Here is a 19,022-nt window from a genome sequence, read left to right as displayed (position 1 = left end):
TCATCCCTTCTTTGCTACCCATTTGCCTATGATGGCTTGTACGATAAATGCCATCAAGAAGCTGTCCAGCGCAGGAACCTGCGTTACCTGGAACCAACCAAGCCCATCCGGAGCCATCGTTGTCATGAATCCGAAGAATGTGGCAAGGACCCATACCACGATGGAGCGAGGAATCCAGCTCCGGTTGCTGTCCAGCCCTTCAAACGAGAATCTGTTTTTGTTCACCAGCAAATACTCTGCCGTATATATACCGCCCAGCGGTGCAACAAGCATCGTGATATATGTGAGGAACGTCATGAAACGGTCATAAATGCCGAAGCAAGCGAGTGCTGTCGCAATCAAACCTGCAATGATCGTAATGACGGATTTGGGCACTCGTTTGAATACGACGGAGAAACCCAATCCTGCGGAATACAAATTGTTCGTGTTGGTTGTCCACTGTGCCAGTGTCAGCACGATAATGGCCGGAATACCGAGTCCGAGCGTTAGGAAAATACCCGTCAGATCGTCGGAATCCATCGACCGTGACAAGAAGATGGCAATGATCGTCATGAAGCTGTTGCCGACAAAGAAACCTACAAACGCTGCCGTAATCGCATGCTTGGGCGTCTTAGCCCAGCGGGCAATGTCAGGGGACAGTGCTGTCCCCAGGATAAAGATTCCGATGACCAGCGAGATCGCCGTTCCCATCGGCACTGCCTCACCCTCGAACGGTGACCAGACCGTGCTTCCGCCTTCGCCGTTCAGCGCCAGGACCAGCGCGAAAATAATAAACACGACGAGCAGCGGTACCGACCAAACACTTAATTTTTCAATGGCCCGATAGCCCCAGATCGCCGTAGACATCATGAGCAGTCCACCAATCATCGACAGTACCCAGAGCGACCAGTGCCAGCCCCACAGCTCGCTTAACGCCGTCTGGAAGTTGGAAGCGAAGAAGCCGACCTGTACACCGAACCAGCCAAGCGATGAAATTCCGAGAATGACGGAGACAATGAGTGCTCCTTTGTTCCCGAACAGAAACCGGCTAATCATGGCCGTGGACAAACCTGTTTTGGCCCCAACATAGGCGCACAATGCCCCGATAATACCCAAAATGACCGAACCAACGATGACCGCAGTAAGTGAATCACCAATGCTCATGCCTGCGCCGAGCTGCGCTCCCAGAAACATGGCAGATAGATCAATCCCGATGGCAATCCAGACAAATGCCATCGAAAGCCATGATTTTCGTAAATGCTGAGGTACGGGTTCCCGTTCGTAATCTTCTATTTTCGTATCGTTGCTCATGTTCCACCCTCTGCTTTCTGTACAATCTTGTTGATTGCCTAAGCTGCGACGGATCTCCAGAACATCTCAAAGGCATGTTTCAGTTTCCGATCGAACAGCTCCGGCGATTTATAGTAGTAATATTGCATGCCCAGCCCGTCCATCAAGGTGAGGAACGAATCCACCAGCGTCTCCATCGGAACGGCAGCCAATTCGCCGCGATCCAGACCTTCCTGCATGATCTCGCCGATAATGCTGCTCAGCAATGTATCGAAACGCCCGAATGCCTCCTGCATTCTTTCCAATAGGAAATCCGGCGGGAAAATCAAATACCGGAAGGCAAAAACAGCAAGCTCTGTTTTGTTTCGGTGAAAATCGTATTGGCGAAGCAGCAGCGCATGCAGTTTTTTCTCCGTATTCATTCCTTTGCTGGTTTCCGCCATCGCTTGGATATATTCGTTATAGGCGCTCATCGATTCTTCGAAGACCGTCATGAACAGATCTTCCTTGCTCTCAAAAAAGGCGTAGATTGCCGGTGTTTTGACCCCGACCTCCTTCGCAATTTCTGATAATGCCGTCCCATCGTAGCCCTTCTGCCCAAATAATCTCAGCGCGGCTTCCTTCAGCTTCAATCTGGTGGTCATAGTCATCCCCTTTTCTCCATTCTAATTAACGTTAATTAAGTAGATTATACAATTATCTGCATAAAAATCAATGCAATTAATTGCTATGTCAGCTTTTTATTTCAATGTTATACGTTCGAAATTCAGTTAGGACAATATTCTCGCAGATTTGGAATGGAATGAATTAGTAGATTGCAGAGGAGTGCATAAGAGATCCATATGGCTCTAATCTTGATAAAAGGTATAGCAAAAGAGGTACCCTGCATCAGGATACCTCTTACTAGAGTGTTAAACCCACTTCATTCAAACAGCCGCTGATGCTTATGAAAAAACTCGTAAAAGAATCGTACATTATCCAGTTCATACCACTCTGCCGTCTGCAGCATGCTGGCATCAAGATTGTAGATCTTCGCATGAAGCGTGCCCAGAACAAAGGGAGAGTGCGTGGCAATAATGAATTGACTGTCGAAGTAACGCGCCAGATCATTCATTTGTTCAGCCAGCTTGATTTGATTCGCGGGAGACAGCGACGTTTCCGGTTCATCCAATAAATACAGCTGCCCAGGAAGCAGATGCTCCTCAAAGAACTGCATCGAGCTTTCCCCGTTCGAATACTTCTCCTGCGAGAATCGAATGATATCCATCTTTTTCTCAAAAGCATACGACTGCTCGAGCTCTTCGACCTCGGCCTTGCTCTTTCCTTGTACGAATTGCTCATGGAGCAGCCCTTCGCGAAGCACGCTTTCCTGCTGTATTTTCTTGATTTCATATAGCAGATCCTCTGACTTGATGTACCGGCTCCCCTCGGGCAGCTTATATACGGGACGCTCCTGTTCATCCTGCCCGAGTTGATAGCTGCTTTCCTCAATAAACCGCTGAACATAGATGCTGTGTCCATAAGTGGACATTCGCTCAGCGCCCGTCAATCCCAATTTGTTCGCGATCAGATTCAGCAAGGTGGATTTGCCAGAGCCATTACTGCCGTAGAGTACTGTGATTCGGTCAAACAGCAGCACCTCCCCTGCCATGTGTCTGAACACATGATCCGGGTAGATATTCGGGTTGCTGGAAATGACAGAAGAGAGTTTGAAGTTACTTATATGCAGCATCGTCTCGCTCCCCTCCCGGATAAAATAAAATGACTTCATGTAGAAGATTCATAACGAACAATCTATCCATGTAACCATCCGAACCAGACAAATCTTCTATTCAAGCACCGTCCAAATATCCAATGCCGACATACGAATGGCCTCATGCTCATGATTCCGGTATGCTCGCAAGCGTTCGGTACAAGCATGATTCCACAGTAATGCGGTTCCCGCAATCTTCAGCAGAGAAAGCCCAAGATACTGAGCCGCAATACGCTGCTGGCCTCTCAGTTGGTCCACCAGATCCAGGATCGCCTCCGGTTTCCAATATGCCTGACTGGCATTAGCTGCACGATTGATCTGCCTGTAGGCCACATCCAATAGATACGAATGCTTGTCCACCATTTGAATCACAGGGTCCAATTGCAGGGCAGCCTGATCCACCTCGTTCCATTCCACAAATGCCAAATGTAGCTTGATCACAGCAGGTTTCAAGGTTTCTTGGGATTGAAGAGCAGCAATCATGCCTGTATATAAAGGAACGAGTCCCCGCTTCGCATGTGGAGGCAATGAGATAAGCTTGTCTATTAATGCGACCAAACGCTGCCGCTCTGGAAGGTCTCTCTCCGAGCTGGCATTCCATTCGGCTCTTGTCTCCGTGCCTGCCAATTGTGTGCAAACGTTAATGACCTGGTCATTCACCTTACCTTCACGACAAGCCGCAATGAGCGTATCCATCGCTGCCTTCCACCTGGCGTTGTCCTCCAGATCCAGAATCGTTTTGCTCGCCGAAGCTGCCACCTTCTCTTCACTTCCATCCACCCATAGGCTCATCGCCTGGAAAGCCTCTCTCGCCACAACCGGATCGGCATGTCCAGCGATCTTGATAATTAATTGCAAATATCTTGGCCGGGCTTCTACGGGAATGCCGCCAGAATACTGGTTAAGCAGGCTTCGTGCGATGTCACGCTGCGGGGAAACAGCCATGGCACTCAGCATGGCCCAGCTGCGTTCATCATCCAGCCATTGTCTGGCGGCATGGCCTATGGCGATCATCACGTCCTTGTGTACATTCGGTTTCTCGTATTCACGGATGAGAAGCCCCATGCTCTCTTCACTTTTATAAGCTCCAAGCAGCCGGATGGCCTCTTTTCTGACCGTGATCTTCAATTTCTCCCGATGGAGCAGTTCGGACAGCATGGACGCCAACATCACTGGACTGACCCTGCGCATGCATCTTGGAATCGAGTACATGGCAACCCGGGCCCGGTCTCCATCCAAATTATTTAGCAATACAGGCAGTGCCTTCTCGGGCTCTTCCCATAACGAGTACGCATACAGAGCGGCCTCCACAACATGCACTTCCTCATTCTGCAATAGAACTTCCAGTTGATCAGAGCAATAATCAGGCATGCTGGCCAAGCTGCGCATCGCGGATGCACGTTCATGGAAGCTTCGTTTGGCGTCGAGTGCTACCCGTTCCAGCAGGGAAGCGAATGCCTTTTGCTGACGCGGCAGCCACCGATGGAACCCGTTATGCGCAGGCACAACATAAATTGTTTTTCCCGATAAGTGCTTGCCTGTGATGATTGTCCCCGAGATAAACGGGTCCAGCCACTCCTGACGCTTCAGATGCAGATGCATGAATACGTCATGGAATGAGATGAAGGATGGGTCTCTGTCCAGCAATTCTCTAACCCTTGCATCCCGGGTTTTATAGGGTGCCAGCCAGTAATGGACCGCCTGCGGGGACACCGTTTTGGCCTGCAGCAGTTCTTCCAGCAGAAGCTGGAGCTTCGGCAACCGATCCACGGCTTTTCCGAACAAATCTGCCATGCGCAGAATTACGCTCTTGTTTTCGCGCTTGTTCGCTTCTACACCAAAGGCATAGACCTCATCAAATAACGCCTCCAGTGCAGAACTCGGTATGCTATCCCAATCCATCGAGTACAATGCAAACTGTCCGTCACGCATCGTCAATCTTCCGAACGTTCTCAGAGCAAACTTAAACAGGTCGCCCTTCGGCTCTAGTGCATGTTCACGCAGTATGGCAAAAGCCAGTCTCTCCACTGCGGACCTTGTCCCATAAGACGTGTCTCTGGCTTCAATCACGCTATCCACCAGCACCGTCAGATCGTCAATATGCTCTTCCTTGTACATGGGAGCCGGGCAGTTGGAGAGCTGAGCCATCACCATGAAGCGTACCGGATCCTGATCGTTCTTGATTCGGGTCAGAAAACGAAGCGTCTCATCCATACCACGCCGGGAAAGTGCTGTGCTTCGAACGAGGTGGGCATAGGCTGCAGCACGCTCGTCGCTATTAGATACCTGAACGGCTTGCTCCAGCTTCTCCCGTGCATGATCAATGGCAAGGCGTGCCGTCGTTTCGAGCATGGCGTCCCGATCATCACGAATGTTACGCAGTTTCAGCATGCGGGCAGCTTCCTTGTCACGCAGCTGGTGTGGCAGTACATCCAGCAGCAGCGTGGGGAAATTGCGCGTCTTCCGCTCTTCTTCCTGATAAGCCGCATCAAAGATCGCTTCGCGATGTGACGGCGCAAGGGCATCCAGCACCCTGGCCAAGTGTACTGGCTGATCTGCGAGCAATACAGCCAGTGTCGTCCACTGCGCTGTGGTGAACCATTTTCTTTTTTTCAAAACACCTGCCGGTACGCCATGATTCAGAAGATACCCCCGTGTCTCCTCACGTGTCAGCAGTTCGAATACATCCTCCGGGCTGGCCTGAATCAGAATCCCCAGCTGCTGCTTAAGTACAGGGTGAATTGTATCTGCCGGCCCAAGCGTAAGCGCACATTCCAGCACGATCGCTGGTCTTGAAAAACTCAGTATTTCAATCGCGGAAGAGAGCGTCCACCATACATGGGTCTTCTCCCGGTGCGTTGCATGCTGCAAAGCATTCTTAAAGTAAGCTGCAACCAGATCGGGGTGGTACTTCGTTAAGAGCCTCCAATTCTGTAAAGCATATCCCAGCTCTGGCAGCCTGCTGCGTACCGTCTCTTCGCTGCACACAGCCAGTAGCAAGGCCGCTTCTTGTGCTCCCCAGCGGTTAAGCACGATCGGCAGCAGCCGCTCCGCCCAATCCTGACGATATGTATTCAAGATGCTCCGGAGCAATTGGCGGCGGCAGTGGTATGACATCAGGGCGATTTCGGTTTCAATCGAAAAGTCCAGGTTAGTCACCACTTCTGGCAACAGCCGAGCCGCCCGGCCCCTAACTCCTGCCTTGGGATGCTGCAGAGCAAGTATAACTGCACGGGCATCATTCACTACACCCGCACCCGTCAAGGCCAGGTGTGCCTCATAGGCAGTGCCGCTTTCGAGCAAGGATACAAGCAGTGCGGAATAATTCGCATCTCCTGCATGCTGGCGCCCTAGAAGTGCCATCCGCTTCATTCTGTCCGAATACCCCAGCGAGTCCAGCGCTGTAAGCAATTGTTCTCTATTTATCAGATCATGGTTATCTGTCATCATTTTCTCTCCCCTCATGCTTTTAATAAACGCTAATGAACACTTATAAGCGATCAAACCATCTCCACAACCATACTTCACAGGCTATTCCTGGAATAATATAACTTCTTGATTAGCATCGGATTTTCCTGTTTAATTCCACACTTCAGACGAAGTTAGCGTACGGAGTCTATCCTCTTAGCCTAAACTGATATATTGCGGCAGCTGGACAAAAACCACATTCAATGTACTTCGTCGTGGGTTGTGCGTTTGACCGGGGCAGCAGGCTACACACAAAAAGGGATGCCTCACCTGGTCCGTAAACGGCCCTTGGAGTCATCCCTTTTATCTAAAATAGTGCTTCTATTAAATTAGTTATTCCAGTATTGCTTCGCAATGCGTTGACCTTGGTCGATCTTCGCCCATTGCTGAGCTTCGCTCAGCTCATTACCGCCATCGCAGGAAGCAAAACCGCATTGATGGGAGAGCAGCAGACGATCCTTATCAATGATTTTGGATGCTTCGTCAAGCAAACGGATGACGCGTGCTTCATCATCGAGTGTACTTGTTTTGGAAGACAGCAGGCCGAGAACAATTTCCGTTTCCGGTCTGTCCTTGAACACTTCCAGCGCTTCGATTGAACCTGCACGGTCATCATCCCATTCCAGGAAGAAACGGTCATATTTCAACTGTTTCAGGAACAGGTTGGCGATCTTCGCATAAGACCCACCACCCATATTGCGGGAATCGTAGTTACCGCGGCAGTTATGTGTCCACATTTTCAAGCCCAGGCTGTGACCGAAGTCAATTACGTTATTGTTAATCTCAATAAATTCAGCAGCGAGACCCTTTACTTCCTCTTGATCAATGTGCTCGCCGGTAAATGGAGAGTTCGGGTTATCGTCTGCAAACAGCTCCCAGAGGCAGTCATCGAATTGCAGAATTTTGCCGCCAGCCGCAGCGAATTCCGCTACGAATTCTTTATAGGCCTTCTCAAGACCCGCTTTGAGCTCCTGTTTGTTCTGGTACACAGCACCCGTGCCGCCGATGTTATCCGACCAGGACAGCTCCCCGAAGATATGGGAAGGTGACGGTACGCAAAGTTTTGTTTGCTGATCTCCCGCTGTATCCTGCAGCTGTTTGAACAGTGTAATGAAGTGATGATTCTTACCGCTCAGTTCACCCGTAATGCGCAATCCGATATCTTTACGAGTTTCATATTTGGATGTTCCATCCACATCCCGGAAAAAGTATCCATGGTCCGCAATATAGCGTTCAATTCCGTCAAAGCCCCAGACAAAGTCCAGATGCCACATCGACTTGGTGAACTCGCCATCCGTAACAACCGACAGGTTGTGCTCAATTTCCTTTTGTACGACCTCTTTCACCGCTGCAGTCTCGCACTCGGCATATCCCTCAAAATTCTCATAGAAAGGATACTGGATATCATCACGATGCTCAATTTGCGTTTTATATGTCAGCAGCTCTTCGGGCCGCAACAAACTTCCTACGATCTGGAACTTATCAGTCATGTAAATAACCCCCTCGTTGTATAGGAGTATCATAGCACGCGGAAAGGAGTTAGAAGAATAACCAAAAGAAGATAACTAGTTATAGCTAAAAGCTATAGCAAAACCAATTATCATTTGCTAACTGTTTACTTTGACTGCCTATCGAGAGAAATGAAGATTATGGTATTATCGGATAGCAATAGAAAGGCGATATGGGCTGTCGGCTAATCTCCCGGAAGGGAGGTGATGCCTTGTGACAGTGTTTGAAGCGATTATGCTGATGCTTACCTTCGGTTCGCTGATTGTAGCGCTGCTGTCCAATAAAAACAAGTAGACCGCCCCCCGAGCAAAGGTTGCGGTCTACTTGACGTATATCCTCTTGTTAAGCCCACCGCCCTTAAAAGCGGCTATTGCGCGGAGAGTCGTGTTGTCGCACGGCTCTCTTTGCATTATAAGCTGTTCATGCCCTTAGTATAACATGACGAATGAGGAATTCAATTCAAGACTTAACAAGCGTAGAATAAAAACGATAAACATCTAACTCTCAACTAATTCACAACGTTCTACGCCGAATTTCATAAAAGTACTGCACGGCTGGATGCTTTAACTTGATCTTCTCGGACATATTCAAAATTCGCTTTTTGCCAACGCGTCTGTCTACCAAAGCCAGAATGTTCAGCAAGATATCCTGACTCTCCAGGCTTTCCTCTATAGGTCTTGATAAAAACGTAGTTGCTGCAGCCGTAAAATTGGATTTGCTTAATGATGACTGAGCTGACAAAAGCTCTTTGGCCAGGACAGAGATTTTTCTGTTTCTTGCAATGACGTGCAGGCGATCCTCCGGAATGGCTCCTTTGCTCTCTTTTCGAATCGCTTCAATCTCTTCGTTATCTACAGGAATTTCAATATTCGGATCGTTCTTGATCTCCTGCTCCATCTGGTACCACCGAATCGGGGTTGTTGAGTCACTCATATTGAGTATGTTCTTCTTATCTACGGCAAGGTAACAGTTTCCTGGTCGATCAGATGAATAGCGATAGCTAGTTGATCGGTATTCCACCCTTCCTACTAACGCTGGACAGAGGAAACTCTCTAGATTTTGCTTTAATTTACTCCAGGACATTGATTTCTCCCTTGTTCAATATTCATAATCACCATTTGGGGCGGCTTCTCTGCTTCTCTACAATCCATCATACAATAACTTGTGCTTATCCTCTATGATGTGGTCTTCAAAAGAAAAAACACAGCCAAGTCGGCTATGTTTTCCCGAAAGGTTAGTCTGTTGTTATGCCAACCTACTGCATCTTAATTTCCTTGTACCTCAACCTCATCATGATTCTTGCTTCCAAACTCATCTAGCAGCGTGCGCACTTCCTTTGTGGATTTGGCGTTCATCAAGCTGTTTCTGAGTTCACTTGCCCCGCGGAATCCACGTACATAGATTTTGAAGAAGCGCGCAAGTGGGCTAAACGAACGCGGCTCCTGTGCCGAATATTGATCATAGAGATCCAGATGAAGCCGCAGCAGACCAAGCAGTTCTTCGCTGGTGTGTTCCTTCGGCTCTTTCTCAAAAGCAAACGGATTCTGGAAAATGCCACGCCCAATCATAATGCCATCCACGCCATATTGCTCAGCGAGCTTCAAGCCAGTCTGACGATCAGGGATATCCCCATTAATGGTCAGCAGCGTATTGGGTGCTACCTCATCACGAAGTTTTTTAATCTCCGGAATCAGTTCCCAGTGAGCGTCTACCTTGCTCATTTCTTCTCTTGTGCGCAGATGAATCGAGAGATTCACGATGTCTTGTTTCAAGATATGGGTCAACCAGTCGCGCCATTCGTCTACTTCAGTGAAGCCAAGTCTTGTTTTTACACTTACGGGCAGTCCCCCGGCTTTCGCAGCCTGGATAATTTCCGCTGCCGTTTCGGGACGACAGATCAGCCCGCTGCCCTTCCCGTTCTCCGCCACATTGGCTACAGGACAACCCATGTTGATGTCGATGCCTTTAAAGCCTTCTTTCGCCATACCGATACTCATTTCCCGGAAGAATTCCGGCTTATCTCCCCAGATATGAGCTACCATGGGCTGTTCATCCTCTGTAAACGTCAAACGCCCACGTACACTTTTATTCCCCTCCGGGTGACAGTAACTCTCCGTATTCGCAAACTCCGTAAAAAATACATCCGGTCTGGCCGCTGCACTCACAACATGGCGAAACACAACATCTGTTACATCTTCCATCGGTGCCAATATAAAAAATGGTCGTGGCAATTCACGCCAAAAATTGTCTTTCATCTTAAAAACTCCTCTATATATACCAGGACCAACATGGTCCCGAGAATAGTAAATATCTGTTCTTTCCCTAGTTCATCCATTTAGTACGAATGTAACTGCTGTTTCTTCAATTACACCATCTTCACTTATACCATGTTACCGCAGCGTAGTTCAAACAGCATTATATGTTAATGCTACGTCCAAACGCATACATTTTAACCTGAACAGAAGTCTGCTTTCTATGGATTCGCATAAAAAAGAGGGGCGATGCCCCTCTTGGCTATTTACCCAATGGAACTTGGATCCGGGTTTCCCCTTTCTCCACTTGTCCTTTCTCTAATTTTATCACGTCTCAAGCTGATTTTCAGCACGAGTTTATTTGTCTTGTCTCAAAGCCTAAGTCAACTCCCGCTTTGTCTTCCCAGCATAGAAATCAAACCGTCTCCATCGTTCTGATTATCTTGCTGTACGCTCTTGCCGAACCGAACAAGCTCCTCTACAATTAAAGCTCGGCAGGCTTTTGTACCTGCAAATCGTTACATGAAGGTGGCCTGAATCAAACATGGAAATTTCATTGGATATGATCAAAGACAAAGTCGAATGCCTGCAGGCTTATGACTTCAAAGAACTGGAACGTACGATTGAAGACCGAATCGGAATCAACAAAGCGCTGATGCTGCGAGTGAAGCAGATTCAGCATCAAGTGACGTACCACCCCATTCACAACAAGATGTTATATAGTGCCGTTGTGCATTTTGCCGTTGATTGATGGAGTACAGGTAAATAAATGGGAACAGCGAAAACCGGATTGATTTATATTCAATCCGGTTTTTGCTTTGTTTTGTGATCATACTTTTTTCAAACTTGTGCTTTCACACCGACTCTTACATAAGGATTCCCAAGACTTTTAACTGCTCATTAATCTTAAGCAAACAAGCGGCTGCCTGATCGGCAACCGCTGTATCTGACATGCTTATTAAATGTCGTAGTTATTCGAAGGACTGTGATCGATAACGGATTGCACGACTCTTTTAACCACGGATTTTGCGGCATCCTGGATGGAAATTCCGCCGATCTCATCCGCGTTAACTTCGATAAATCCTTTGCCCCCAATGATCTCTCGGGCTGTCTCAAGTTCACCCGCACTGATAGAATCATGGGATACCAGTGAGATCAGGCCGGCGTCGTTCAACACCTTTGCCATCTCCGCCGTGCCGCGGAGCGTTTCTCCACTGACACTCTCAAGCAGCATCGTATGGTAACCGGATGACACGAGTCGCTTCTCCACTTCCTTGGCGAGAGCTACCGTATCCGAGCCAGCAAACCAGACCGTGAGCGGAGATTGTCCTTTCTGCTGGGCACGAACTTCTCTCGTGATCCCCGTATCCAGCGTGGCAAATCGGCTGTCTCCCTTCAGCGCTTGATCGATGACTCCGCAAGCAGACGTCATGTTGGTGACACGATCAATGAGGATAAAACCTCCGATGCCTTTATTGTGCTCAAAGGAATCGAAGACGATCTGATCCGACAGCGTGAATTCACACTTGGCCAATTCGTTCTTAACAATCTGATCCGCCGGAACGGTCTGGCCCGTGTTAATGTCAATTTTATGAGTAATTGCCGTTACAGTGCCTGGAAGAGTCTTCGTTCCGACCTTGACCCAATAATGCTTGCCCGGAGTCAGAACAGAATCGTCCATCCACAGGATCGTAGAAGCGAAGCTGTCTGCTTCTTGGACTTGATTGTCCGTCGTGAGCACGCAGCCCCGCGAGACATCAACTTCGCGGTCCAGTTGTATCGTAACTGGTTGGCCAGCATAGGCCGAATCCTGAGCTTGGTCCGTCACCAAAATCCGCTTAACCTTTGCTTTTTCCCGACTTGGCAGCGTCATGAGTTCGTCTCCGACCGAAACCTTTCCAGCCTCGATCTGGCCCTGGAACCCACGGAACGTATGGTCCGGTCTGCTTACACGCTGAACCGGCATCATGAAAGGCTTCGTATCATCGGTAGTATGAACATCTATATTTTCCAAATACGGCAATAAAGCTAACCCTTCGTACCATGGGCTATTTGGCGACTTAGTTGTGATGTTGTCCCCTTCCGTAGCGGACACGGGAATGACCTGAATGCTCTTGATTTGGAATTCGGCCGTCGTTTGGATGAACTCTTCCTTGATCGCCTCGAATGTCCCCTGATCGAAGCCAACCAGATCCATCTTGTTCACAGCCAATACGAGATGCTTGATCCCCATCAGGGCGCAGATCCGGGCATGGCGCTTGGTTTGGGTAATGATGCCTTTGGTAGCGTCCACCAGAATGATGGCTAGATCGGCAAAGGAAGCACCTACAGCCATGTTGCGCGTATACTCTTCGTGTCCCGGTGTGTCCGCCACGATGAAGGAACGATGAGACGTCGTAAAATAACGATATGCCACATCAATGGTAATCCCTTGTTCGCGTTCGGCCAGCAAACCATCGAGCAGCAACGAGTAGTCGATCTTGCCGCCTCGGCTTCCCAATCGACTATCGAGCTCAAGCGCGCGCTCTTGATCGGCGAACAGCAGCTTGGCGTCATAGAGCATATGTCCGATCAGCGTGGACTTGCCGTCATCCACACTTCCGCAGGTAATGAATTTAAGTAGACTCTTCATGTTAGAAATAGCCCTCCCGTTTGCGTCGTTCCATGCTTCCAGCTGCTTCTTGATCGATAACCCGACTGGTCCGTTCGGAGGATAACGCACCCAATGTCTCCTCAATGATCTCGTCCAGCGTAACAGCATCGGACTCGACTCCGCCCGTGAGCGGGTAACAACCCAACGTGCGGAAGCGAATCTTCTTCATCTCTATCTTCTCGCCAGGCTCAAGCTTCATCCGCTCGTCATCCACCATGATGATATGCCCATCACGATTAACAATCGGTCTTACGTCCGCGGAGTACAGCGGAACAATATCGATGTTCTCCCGACGAATGTATTGCCAGATATCCTTCTCAGTCCAGTTAGACAGCGGAAAGACTCGAATGCTCTCTCCCTTGTTGATTCGCGTGTTGAACAGCTTCCACATCTCTGGACGTTGGTTCTTCGGGTCCCACGAGTGGTTCTTGTTCCGGAACGAGAAAATCCGCTCCTTCGCACGCGACTTCTCCTCATCACGTCTTCCGCCACCGAACGCAACCGTGAATCCGTATTTATCCAATCCCTGCTTCAGGGCTGTGGTTTTCATAATGTCGGTATATGCGGAACCATGGTCGAAGGGGTTGATTCCTTGTTGAATAGCCTCTTCATTAGAGTGCACGATCATCTCGATACCAAATTCCTTCGCCTTTCGGTCGCGGAACTCTATCATTTCCTTAAATTTCCAGGTTGTATCGATATGCATGAATGGGAACGGCGGCTTCTCGGGGTAAAAAGCCTTTAGGGCCAAGTGCAGCATGACCGAGCTGTCCTTGCCGATGGAATATAACATGACCGGTTTCTCGCACTCCGCTGCTACTTCTCTGATAATGTATATCGCTTCAGCCTCAAGTTGATCCAGATGTGTTAGTTCTTGCATGGCAAGGCGGCCTCCTTTTAATCCTCACTAAAACCATCGTATTTATAAACTTATCCTATCAGATTCCATCTTTATTGCAAAGTGGAAAAAAGTAAAATTTATGATGTCTATGTGTTGGATCGACAATATTCAGCATGGAGTAGCGGCTCCCTCCTATCATAAAATCGCCTAAACGAATGATTTTTGCTGAACTGCAACTGGAATTGGTTGGTTAACGATCTATATTACAATCATGATCGAGGGCCATGGAATTTTGAAAAAGCTGCCGCCTGTAAAGTACAGACAGCAGCTTCCATGAGTTGCCTCGTTTTTTCAAAATGTCCTTTAAAATCACTTACATGTTCCAGATGCGGGACAGAATCACCGCTGCTTCAGCACGGGTCAATGATTCAGTTGGTGCGATTTTGCCACCTTTTCCATTGACGATTCCGCTTTCTACGAGGGAAGTTACACTATCCACCGCATAAGTGGAAATACTCGCAGCATCGGAATACGAAGCCAGATTTCCGCTGCCGACAGATGGCTTACCTGCTGCTTTCAGGGCTTTCGCTGTAAGAACCATCATGTCTTGACGGGAAATGCTGCTGCCTGGTTTGAACGTGTTGTCTTCAAATCCAGAGGCGATCCCCAGCTCCTTGGCAATGGCCACGGCCTGTGCATAGTAAGCAGTAGGCTGTACATCGCTGAAGGCTGCTGTGTTCGTGCCCGGGCCCTTCAATTCAAGGGCTCTCACCAGCAAGGTGATAAAGTCAGCTCTCGTGATGGAAGCTGCAGGAGCGAAGCTCTTATCCGATATGCCTTTAATAATATCGCGAGCTGCCATTGCTTCGACGGCTTCTTTTGCCCACAGGACATGCTGTACATCGGCAAAAGACTTCGTTACGTAGGCTACGGCATACGTGCTGAATTCCGTTGTCTTGAACACAACCGAGCCGGATTTAGCATCGTATCGTCCGTTCGGTACAACTGCTGCCTTTCCTTGACTGTCAATATTCAAGATCACCAATTGATGTGCATTGACAAGCTCTTGGCCAGCAGGTGTGTACGGTACAGATACCGTTACAGGCGCCGCTGGATTATTCCAAGCCAGTACACGGTCCCCAGCTTTGATACTAAGGTCGATCACCGGACGGCTGCCCACTTTGGCGCGGACTTCTGCGTCCAAGCGATCTGCCAAGACTTTGCTAATCTGAATAGAGACCTGGTCCGCTTGTTCCGTAATGTTAGACAGCATGTTGGATGGAATTTGAAGTGCTGCATGGTCTGTCTTAAGTACAAACTCAACATTATTATTGCTCTGCAGGTTTGAAGTTGGCAGCTGCACCACATAGGATTGGGCATTCGCCTGCTTCGGCACTTCGATGGTAACCTGCTTCTTGCCATTTGCACCTGGAGAAGCCTGTTCAATCGCTTTATTCAGGCTGTCGCTTGAAATGGTTGCTGTGGCTGTTCCATTTTCGACTTTCACTACTGGCACAATTGCCGAGTCGCTGCCTGGAAGCTGTGGTTGCGGCTGCGGAGTAGTACCGGAGTTCGATCCGCCACTGCTGCCACCATTATTCCCGCCACTGTTGTTGCCTCCACCGTTGTTGCCGCCACCGTCGTTTCCTCCTGGAGAAGGTTTGCCCGTGAGCGTCAATTCACCAAATACGGACGTATCCTGGTAACCTTGACCGGATGCATCATTCCATGCGTTTACGCTGATTCTGTTGCCGTCTTTGGCATCATTAATCTGCGCATCGAAGCCGATCTTGGCATTATTCGCAGGCTTCACCTTTTTGAATGGAATTTTCATCTCGACCGTGTAGTTGGTACCGGAAACAGAGACTTTGGAATCGAAACCTGCTGCGATTTCCGCAGGATTAAAGGTAGCAAGGTTCTCGAAATTCACTCGGTATTGTCCATCATCATCCTGGAAGCTGGACGTTTTGCCGTTATTTTCATCGACGAATACTTCGACGGAATCCTGCTCCCATACATTTGGATTGGTCTTGTTCAGTTGATCGTCTTTGACTTGAACGAGAACATAGAGGTTGTCGTCATCCCACAGTACTCTTGCTGTTCCTGTTGCACCGGACCAAGCCATTTGCTTCGTATCCAGTTTCAATTCAGGAGCTTTGCTCCATAAGCTGTCTACAGAACCATCAATGGATGGTGTCCCATAGTGCGCACTTGATTTCTTGTAATCAAGCTCTTCGGGTGGATGTTCTGCCAGGTACTTCTCCGGATCAACGACCCCGTAGAAGGCCTCTTTGGCTTGAAAATCCTTGTCGAACAAGGTTGGATTCTGCTCGGCTCTCCAGCTCGTGCTGTCATTCAATCCCCAGAAGGTCACACGCGGAATATGCTCGCTGTTCTTCTTATAGAGATCCATCAATGAGGCATACAGATAAGCCTGCTGCATCGCTTCCTTTTCAGTGATTGCAGAGTTGGTGCCTGCCATAATGTCCAATTCGGTGACACTGACTTCCACACCCAAGGAAATGAAACGTTCGAGTGACATCTTCACATTGTCCAATCTCGTGCCCAGATTGTAGTGGGCTTGCATGCCGATGCCATCAATCAGTTTCTCGCCAGGGTGATCTTTGGCGTAATTCTCATTGATCTCTTTCACCATGCTGTAGATCGCTGTAGATTTATTCTGGTTGTCATCGTTGTAGTCATTGTAGTAAAGCTTGATATCCCAGCCATTCTCATCAATGACTTCTTTGGCTGCAAGGAATGCCTGCTCAAGATAGTCAGGGCCGATAGCCTGTAACCAGCCAGAGTTACGCAATGCATTTTCCCAATCTTGCGGATTAGCCGGGTTGTCGTTCATGGCTTCGTTGACAACGTCCCAGGAAATGACTTGGTCACCAAAGTGTTCAACGACCGTTTGAACATGTGTTCTCAGGTTCGTCAGAGCTTCTTCACGGCTCAAAGGTTGGCCGTTTGCTGCCGTATGCAGCCATGTAGGAGACTGAGCATGCCATACGAGCACGTGACCGTGCAGATCAAGGCCTGCATCCTGCACTCTTTGGACAAGGGTATCTTCTGCAGTGAAATCAAATTGTCTGTCCGTGTTGTATGCATAATCCGGCTTCATATCATTCTCAAACGTGACGACATTGTGATGCTTCGTCAGCAGCTTGAGCCGGGTCTCGTCAAAGGTCGCCGGATTAACAATGTTACCGATCAGGAAATGATCCTTGTAAACCTCCTTCAGATCAGGAAGGTCTTCTTGAATCGGAGGCGCAGCAGTTACAGGACCTACATATTTTAGAGCAAAATCATCCAGGAAGAAGGTACGGTTCCCACCATCGTCATTTGCCGTTTCAATATACGCATTGAGTACGCTTGGAGTCGTCGTGAGTGTATACTTCCCTGTTAGGTGTACCCACTCTTGATCTGTAACGGTTGCATTTTGTGAAACGTTCGCATAGCCACTCTCCGCATATTGAACACTAATGCGAAGTGTCGTAGGCGCTTGGCCAGGTGCCATTTTCACCCATGCAGACAGCTCATATTCGTGATTCTTCGCCATTTTGCCTGCAGCATCAACCAAGGCTGCATCATATTGCGCCGTAGTCGTTACAAGCAAGCTTTGCTTGCCGTCAGATGTATGATTATCTTCTTGAGAGAGGGCTACCGTTTCGCGGCCGTTGCGTGCTTTGAATCCATCCAGCCCGTTCTCAAAGTCTGCAGTGATTCCTGTTTTATCCACAATCTCTGGTCCGGTTTCACCAGGGGTCACATCAGTGATGATGACTTCATCAATGTAAATATCGGAGGTTAACGTATTGTTTGATGGTTCAACATAGATGATGACCTCATTCGTTTTAGAAGGCACTTCATAGCCTTTGGTTTCAAATAAAGTCCAGTCGGAATCGGTTACAAGTTTGTTCCCTATAATCCAAGGATACTTCTGATCATCTGCTAGGATTTCAGAATCGATCTTGGAAGCCAGATGGAACTGGCCTTCACCAGAACCGAGTCTAACCTTGAGGGAAATATCATACTTACGGTCGGATTTCATCTTGTCTGTAAGTACGAGGGCAGGAACGGCTTTCTCATCGGCGCGATTGTAGAACTTCAGAGATTTCGTACCTTCGGAGGCTACGTCGTCAACGACCGCAGTATCGCCGCTCGATCCCCAACCCAGCTTGCCCCAACCACCGGTACTGCCGTCTTCAAAACTTTGGTTAAGGACTACCGTGGGTTCGACAGGTGCTGCTGCCTGGGTAATTGTGATATCACCAATATAGAAAGAGACACCCTTACCTGCTTCATCAGACTTGATTCGCAGAGCTGTCTTGTCCACACTGTCAACGGGGAGATCAGCGGTTAGCGTAATGCCTTGGCCGGCAATAAAATCAGAAGAGCTAACTTCGGCGTACCCTTCTGAGCCAGACACGCCCTTATTGGTTACAACCTCCAGGACGGCTTTCCCGGCTGCAGGTGGATTAATATCCGTATCGACATAAACGGAAGCGGTTACAGAATACTCTTGGCCATCGGTCAAACCAAGATCGGTGAATGCAAGATCCACGCCATCATAGTTTTTGGATCGGTTACTGACTTTTAGCGCTGCTCCATCATCATTGCCCTCAAATGACTTGCCTGTGACAGCTTCCAGCTTGGCATCACCGGATTGAGTTGCTTTGCCCTTACCATTCTGGAATGTTTCCTGATAGACAATCTGTGAATTAGATGCTGCTGGATCTGCTGCACTAACTTTCGAAGCCGTCAAGCCGCCCGGAAGAAGCAGAGCCACTGCGAGTAACCCGGAAACGACCTGCTTAAATGATTTCCTCATTCGAAGCCTTCCCCCCATACCAAATTTTTTATAAACCATGTAAAGCGTTTACATAATTTACTGTAACCAGCCTCCTTTCTCACCAGATAATACCACTTCATGGAAGAGAATTCTTACTCTAAATTAAAGGTGAATCCTAGATTATTTCAGGACTATATCAAGTCTGATAAGGGTATGGACATACTTTTCGTCCGATGATAGTGGTAGATAATTCGGAGAATCTCTTTAGTGTAGATAGGAAATAAATGGACAAAAAAGACGCTGGGTGAATTCCCTCACCAGCGTCTTAAATTTCTTTATCATGTGTTAGTCTTCTTTGGCACAGAGCCCTACGGCAAATTTACGGCAGCTCTCTTTCTAGTGCTTTGTTCTATAGTACTCCAGATGTTTGTATCACACGATAATTCCTCAGATATCAGTTGTTCTTAGCATCTGTATCATCC

General features: G+C 48.4%; 12 protein-coding genes. 2 read left to right on the top strand and 10 right to left on the bottom strand.

The features are described 5' to 3' along the window. The 5 genes from CHI14_RS11355 to CHI14_RS11335 form a co-directional block, all read right to left on the bottom strand. Window positions 1-1,290 carry a cytosine permease gene (locus CHI14_RS11355; RefSeq protein WP_095288555.1) on the bottom strand — a complete coding sequence of 430 codons (1,290 nt, stop codon included), beginning with the start codon at window positions 1,288-1,290 and terminating at the stop codon, window positions 1-3. Window positions 1,291-1,328: 38 nt separating this feature from the next. Further along, complete coding sequence (locus CHI14_RS11350) at window positions 1,329-1,919, bottom strand: TetR/AcrR family transcriptional regulator (protein ID WP_095288554.1); 591 nt, start codon at window positions 1,917-1,919, stop codon at window positions 1,329-1,331. Between the two features lie 272 nt (window positions 1,920-2,191). Next, window positions 2,192-3,001: an AAA family ATPase gene (locus tag CHI14_RS11345; protein WP_095288553.1), complete on the bottom strand. Its 810-nt coding sequence runs from the start codon at window positions 2,999-3,001 to the stop codon at window positions 2,192-2,194. Window positions 3,002-3,097: 96 nt separating this feature from the next. After that, on the bottom strand, window positions 3,098-6,469 hold the full coding sequence (locus tag CHI14_RS11340; RefSeq protein WP_170948100.1) for a HEAT repeat domain-containing protein: 3,372 nt from the start codon (window positions 6,467-6,469) through the stop codon (window positions 3,098-3,100). 350 nt (window positions 6,470-6,819) lie between these two features. Then, window positions 6,820-7,980 (bottom strand): cobalamin-independent methionine synthase II family protein, encoded by a 1,161-nt coding sequence (locus CHI14_RS11335; protein WP_095288552.1) that lies wholly within the window; start codon window positions 7,978-7,980, stop codon window positions 6,820-6,822. Between the two features lie 232 nt (window positions 7,981-8,212). Here CHI14_RS11335 and CHI14_RS30820 point away from each other — a divergent pair, with 232 nt between their 5' ends. Next, window positions 8,213-8,293 (top strand): putative holin-like toxin, encoded by an 81-nt coding sequence (locus CHI14_RS30820; RefSeq protein ID WP_481856410.1) that lies wholly within the window; start codon window positions 8,213-8,215, stop codon window positions 8,291-8,293. Window positions 8,294-8,512: 219 nt separating this feature from the next. Here CHI14_RS30820 and CHI14_RS11330 read toward each other — a convergent pair whose 3' ends face one another. Together CHI14_RS11330 and CHI14_RS11325 are read right to left on the bottom strand one after the other, a co-directional pair. Next, window positions 8,513-9,082 (bottom strand): SF0329 family protein, encoded by a 570-nt coding sequence (locus CHI14_RS11330; RefSeq protein ID WP_095288551.1) that lies wholly within the window; start codon window positions 9,080-9,082, stop codon window positions 8,513-8,515. Window positions 9,083-9,264: 182 nt separating this feature from the next. Then, window positions 9,265-10,254, bottom strand: coding sequence for a tRNA dihydrouridine synthase (locus tag CHI14_RS11325; RefSeq protein WP_095288550.1), 990 nt, complete (start codon window positions 10,252-10,254; stop codon window positions 9,265-9,267). A gap of 541 nt (window positions 10,255-10,795) precedes the next feature. Between CHI14_RS11325 and CHI14_RS11320 the strand changes: the two genes are divergently transcribed. Then, entirely contained in the window at window positions 10,796-11,002 is a 207-nt protein-coding gene (locus CHI14_RS11320; protein ID WP_095288549.1) for a DUF2536 family protein, read from the top strand. 207 nt (window positions 11,003-11,209) lie between these two features. On the opposite strand, the gene CHI14_RS11315 is transcribed toward CHI14_RS11320, so the two are convergent. From CHI14_RS11315 to CHI14_RS11305, 3 genes are all read right to left on the bottom strand, one after another. Next, window positions 11,210-12,883, bottom strand: coding sequence for a GTP-binding protein (locus tag CHI14_RS11315; RefSeq protein WP_095288548.1), 1,674 nt, complete (start codon window positions 12,881-12,883; stop codon window positions 11,210-11,212). A gap of 1 nt (window position 12,884) precedes the next feature. Continuing rightward, window positions 12,885-13,784 carry a sulfate adenylyltransferase subunit CysD gene (gene cysD / locus CHI14_RS11310; RefSeq protein ID WP_095288547.1) on the bottom strand — a complete coding sequence of 300 codons (900 nt, stop codon included), beginning with the start codon at window positions 13,782-13,784 and terminating at the stop codon, window positions 12,885-12,887. Between the two features lie 334 nt (window positions 13,785-14,118). Next, complete coding sequence (locus CHI14_RS11305; protein ID WP_095288546.1) at window positions 14,119-18,579, bottom strand: endo-1,4-beta-xylanase; 4,461 nt, start codon at window positions 18,577-18,579, stop codon at window positions 14,119-14,121. Between the last annotated feature and the right edge of the window lie 443 nt (window positions 18,580-19,022).

This window comes from Paenibacillus sp. 7516 (assembly GCF_002272715.1).
In the GTDB taxonomy this organism is placed as follows: Bacteria; Bacillota; Bacilli; order Paenibacillales; family Paenibacillaceae; genus Paenibacillus; species Paenibacillus illinoisensis_A.
This window is presented reverse-complemented; position numbering and strand designations above follow the sequence as displayed.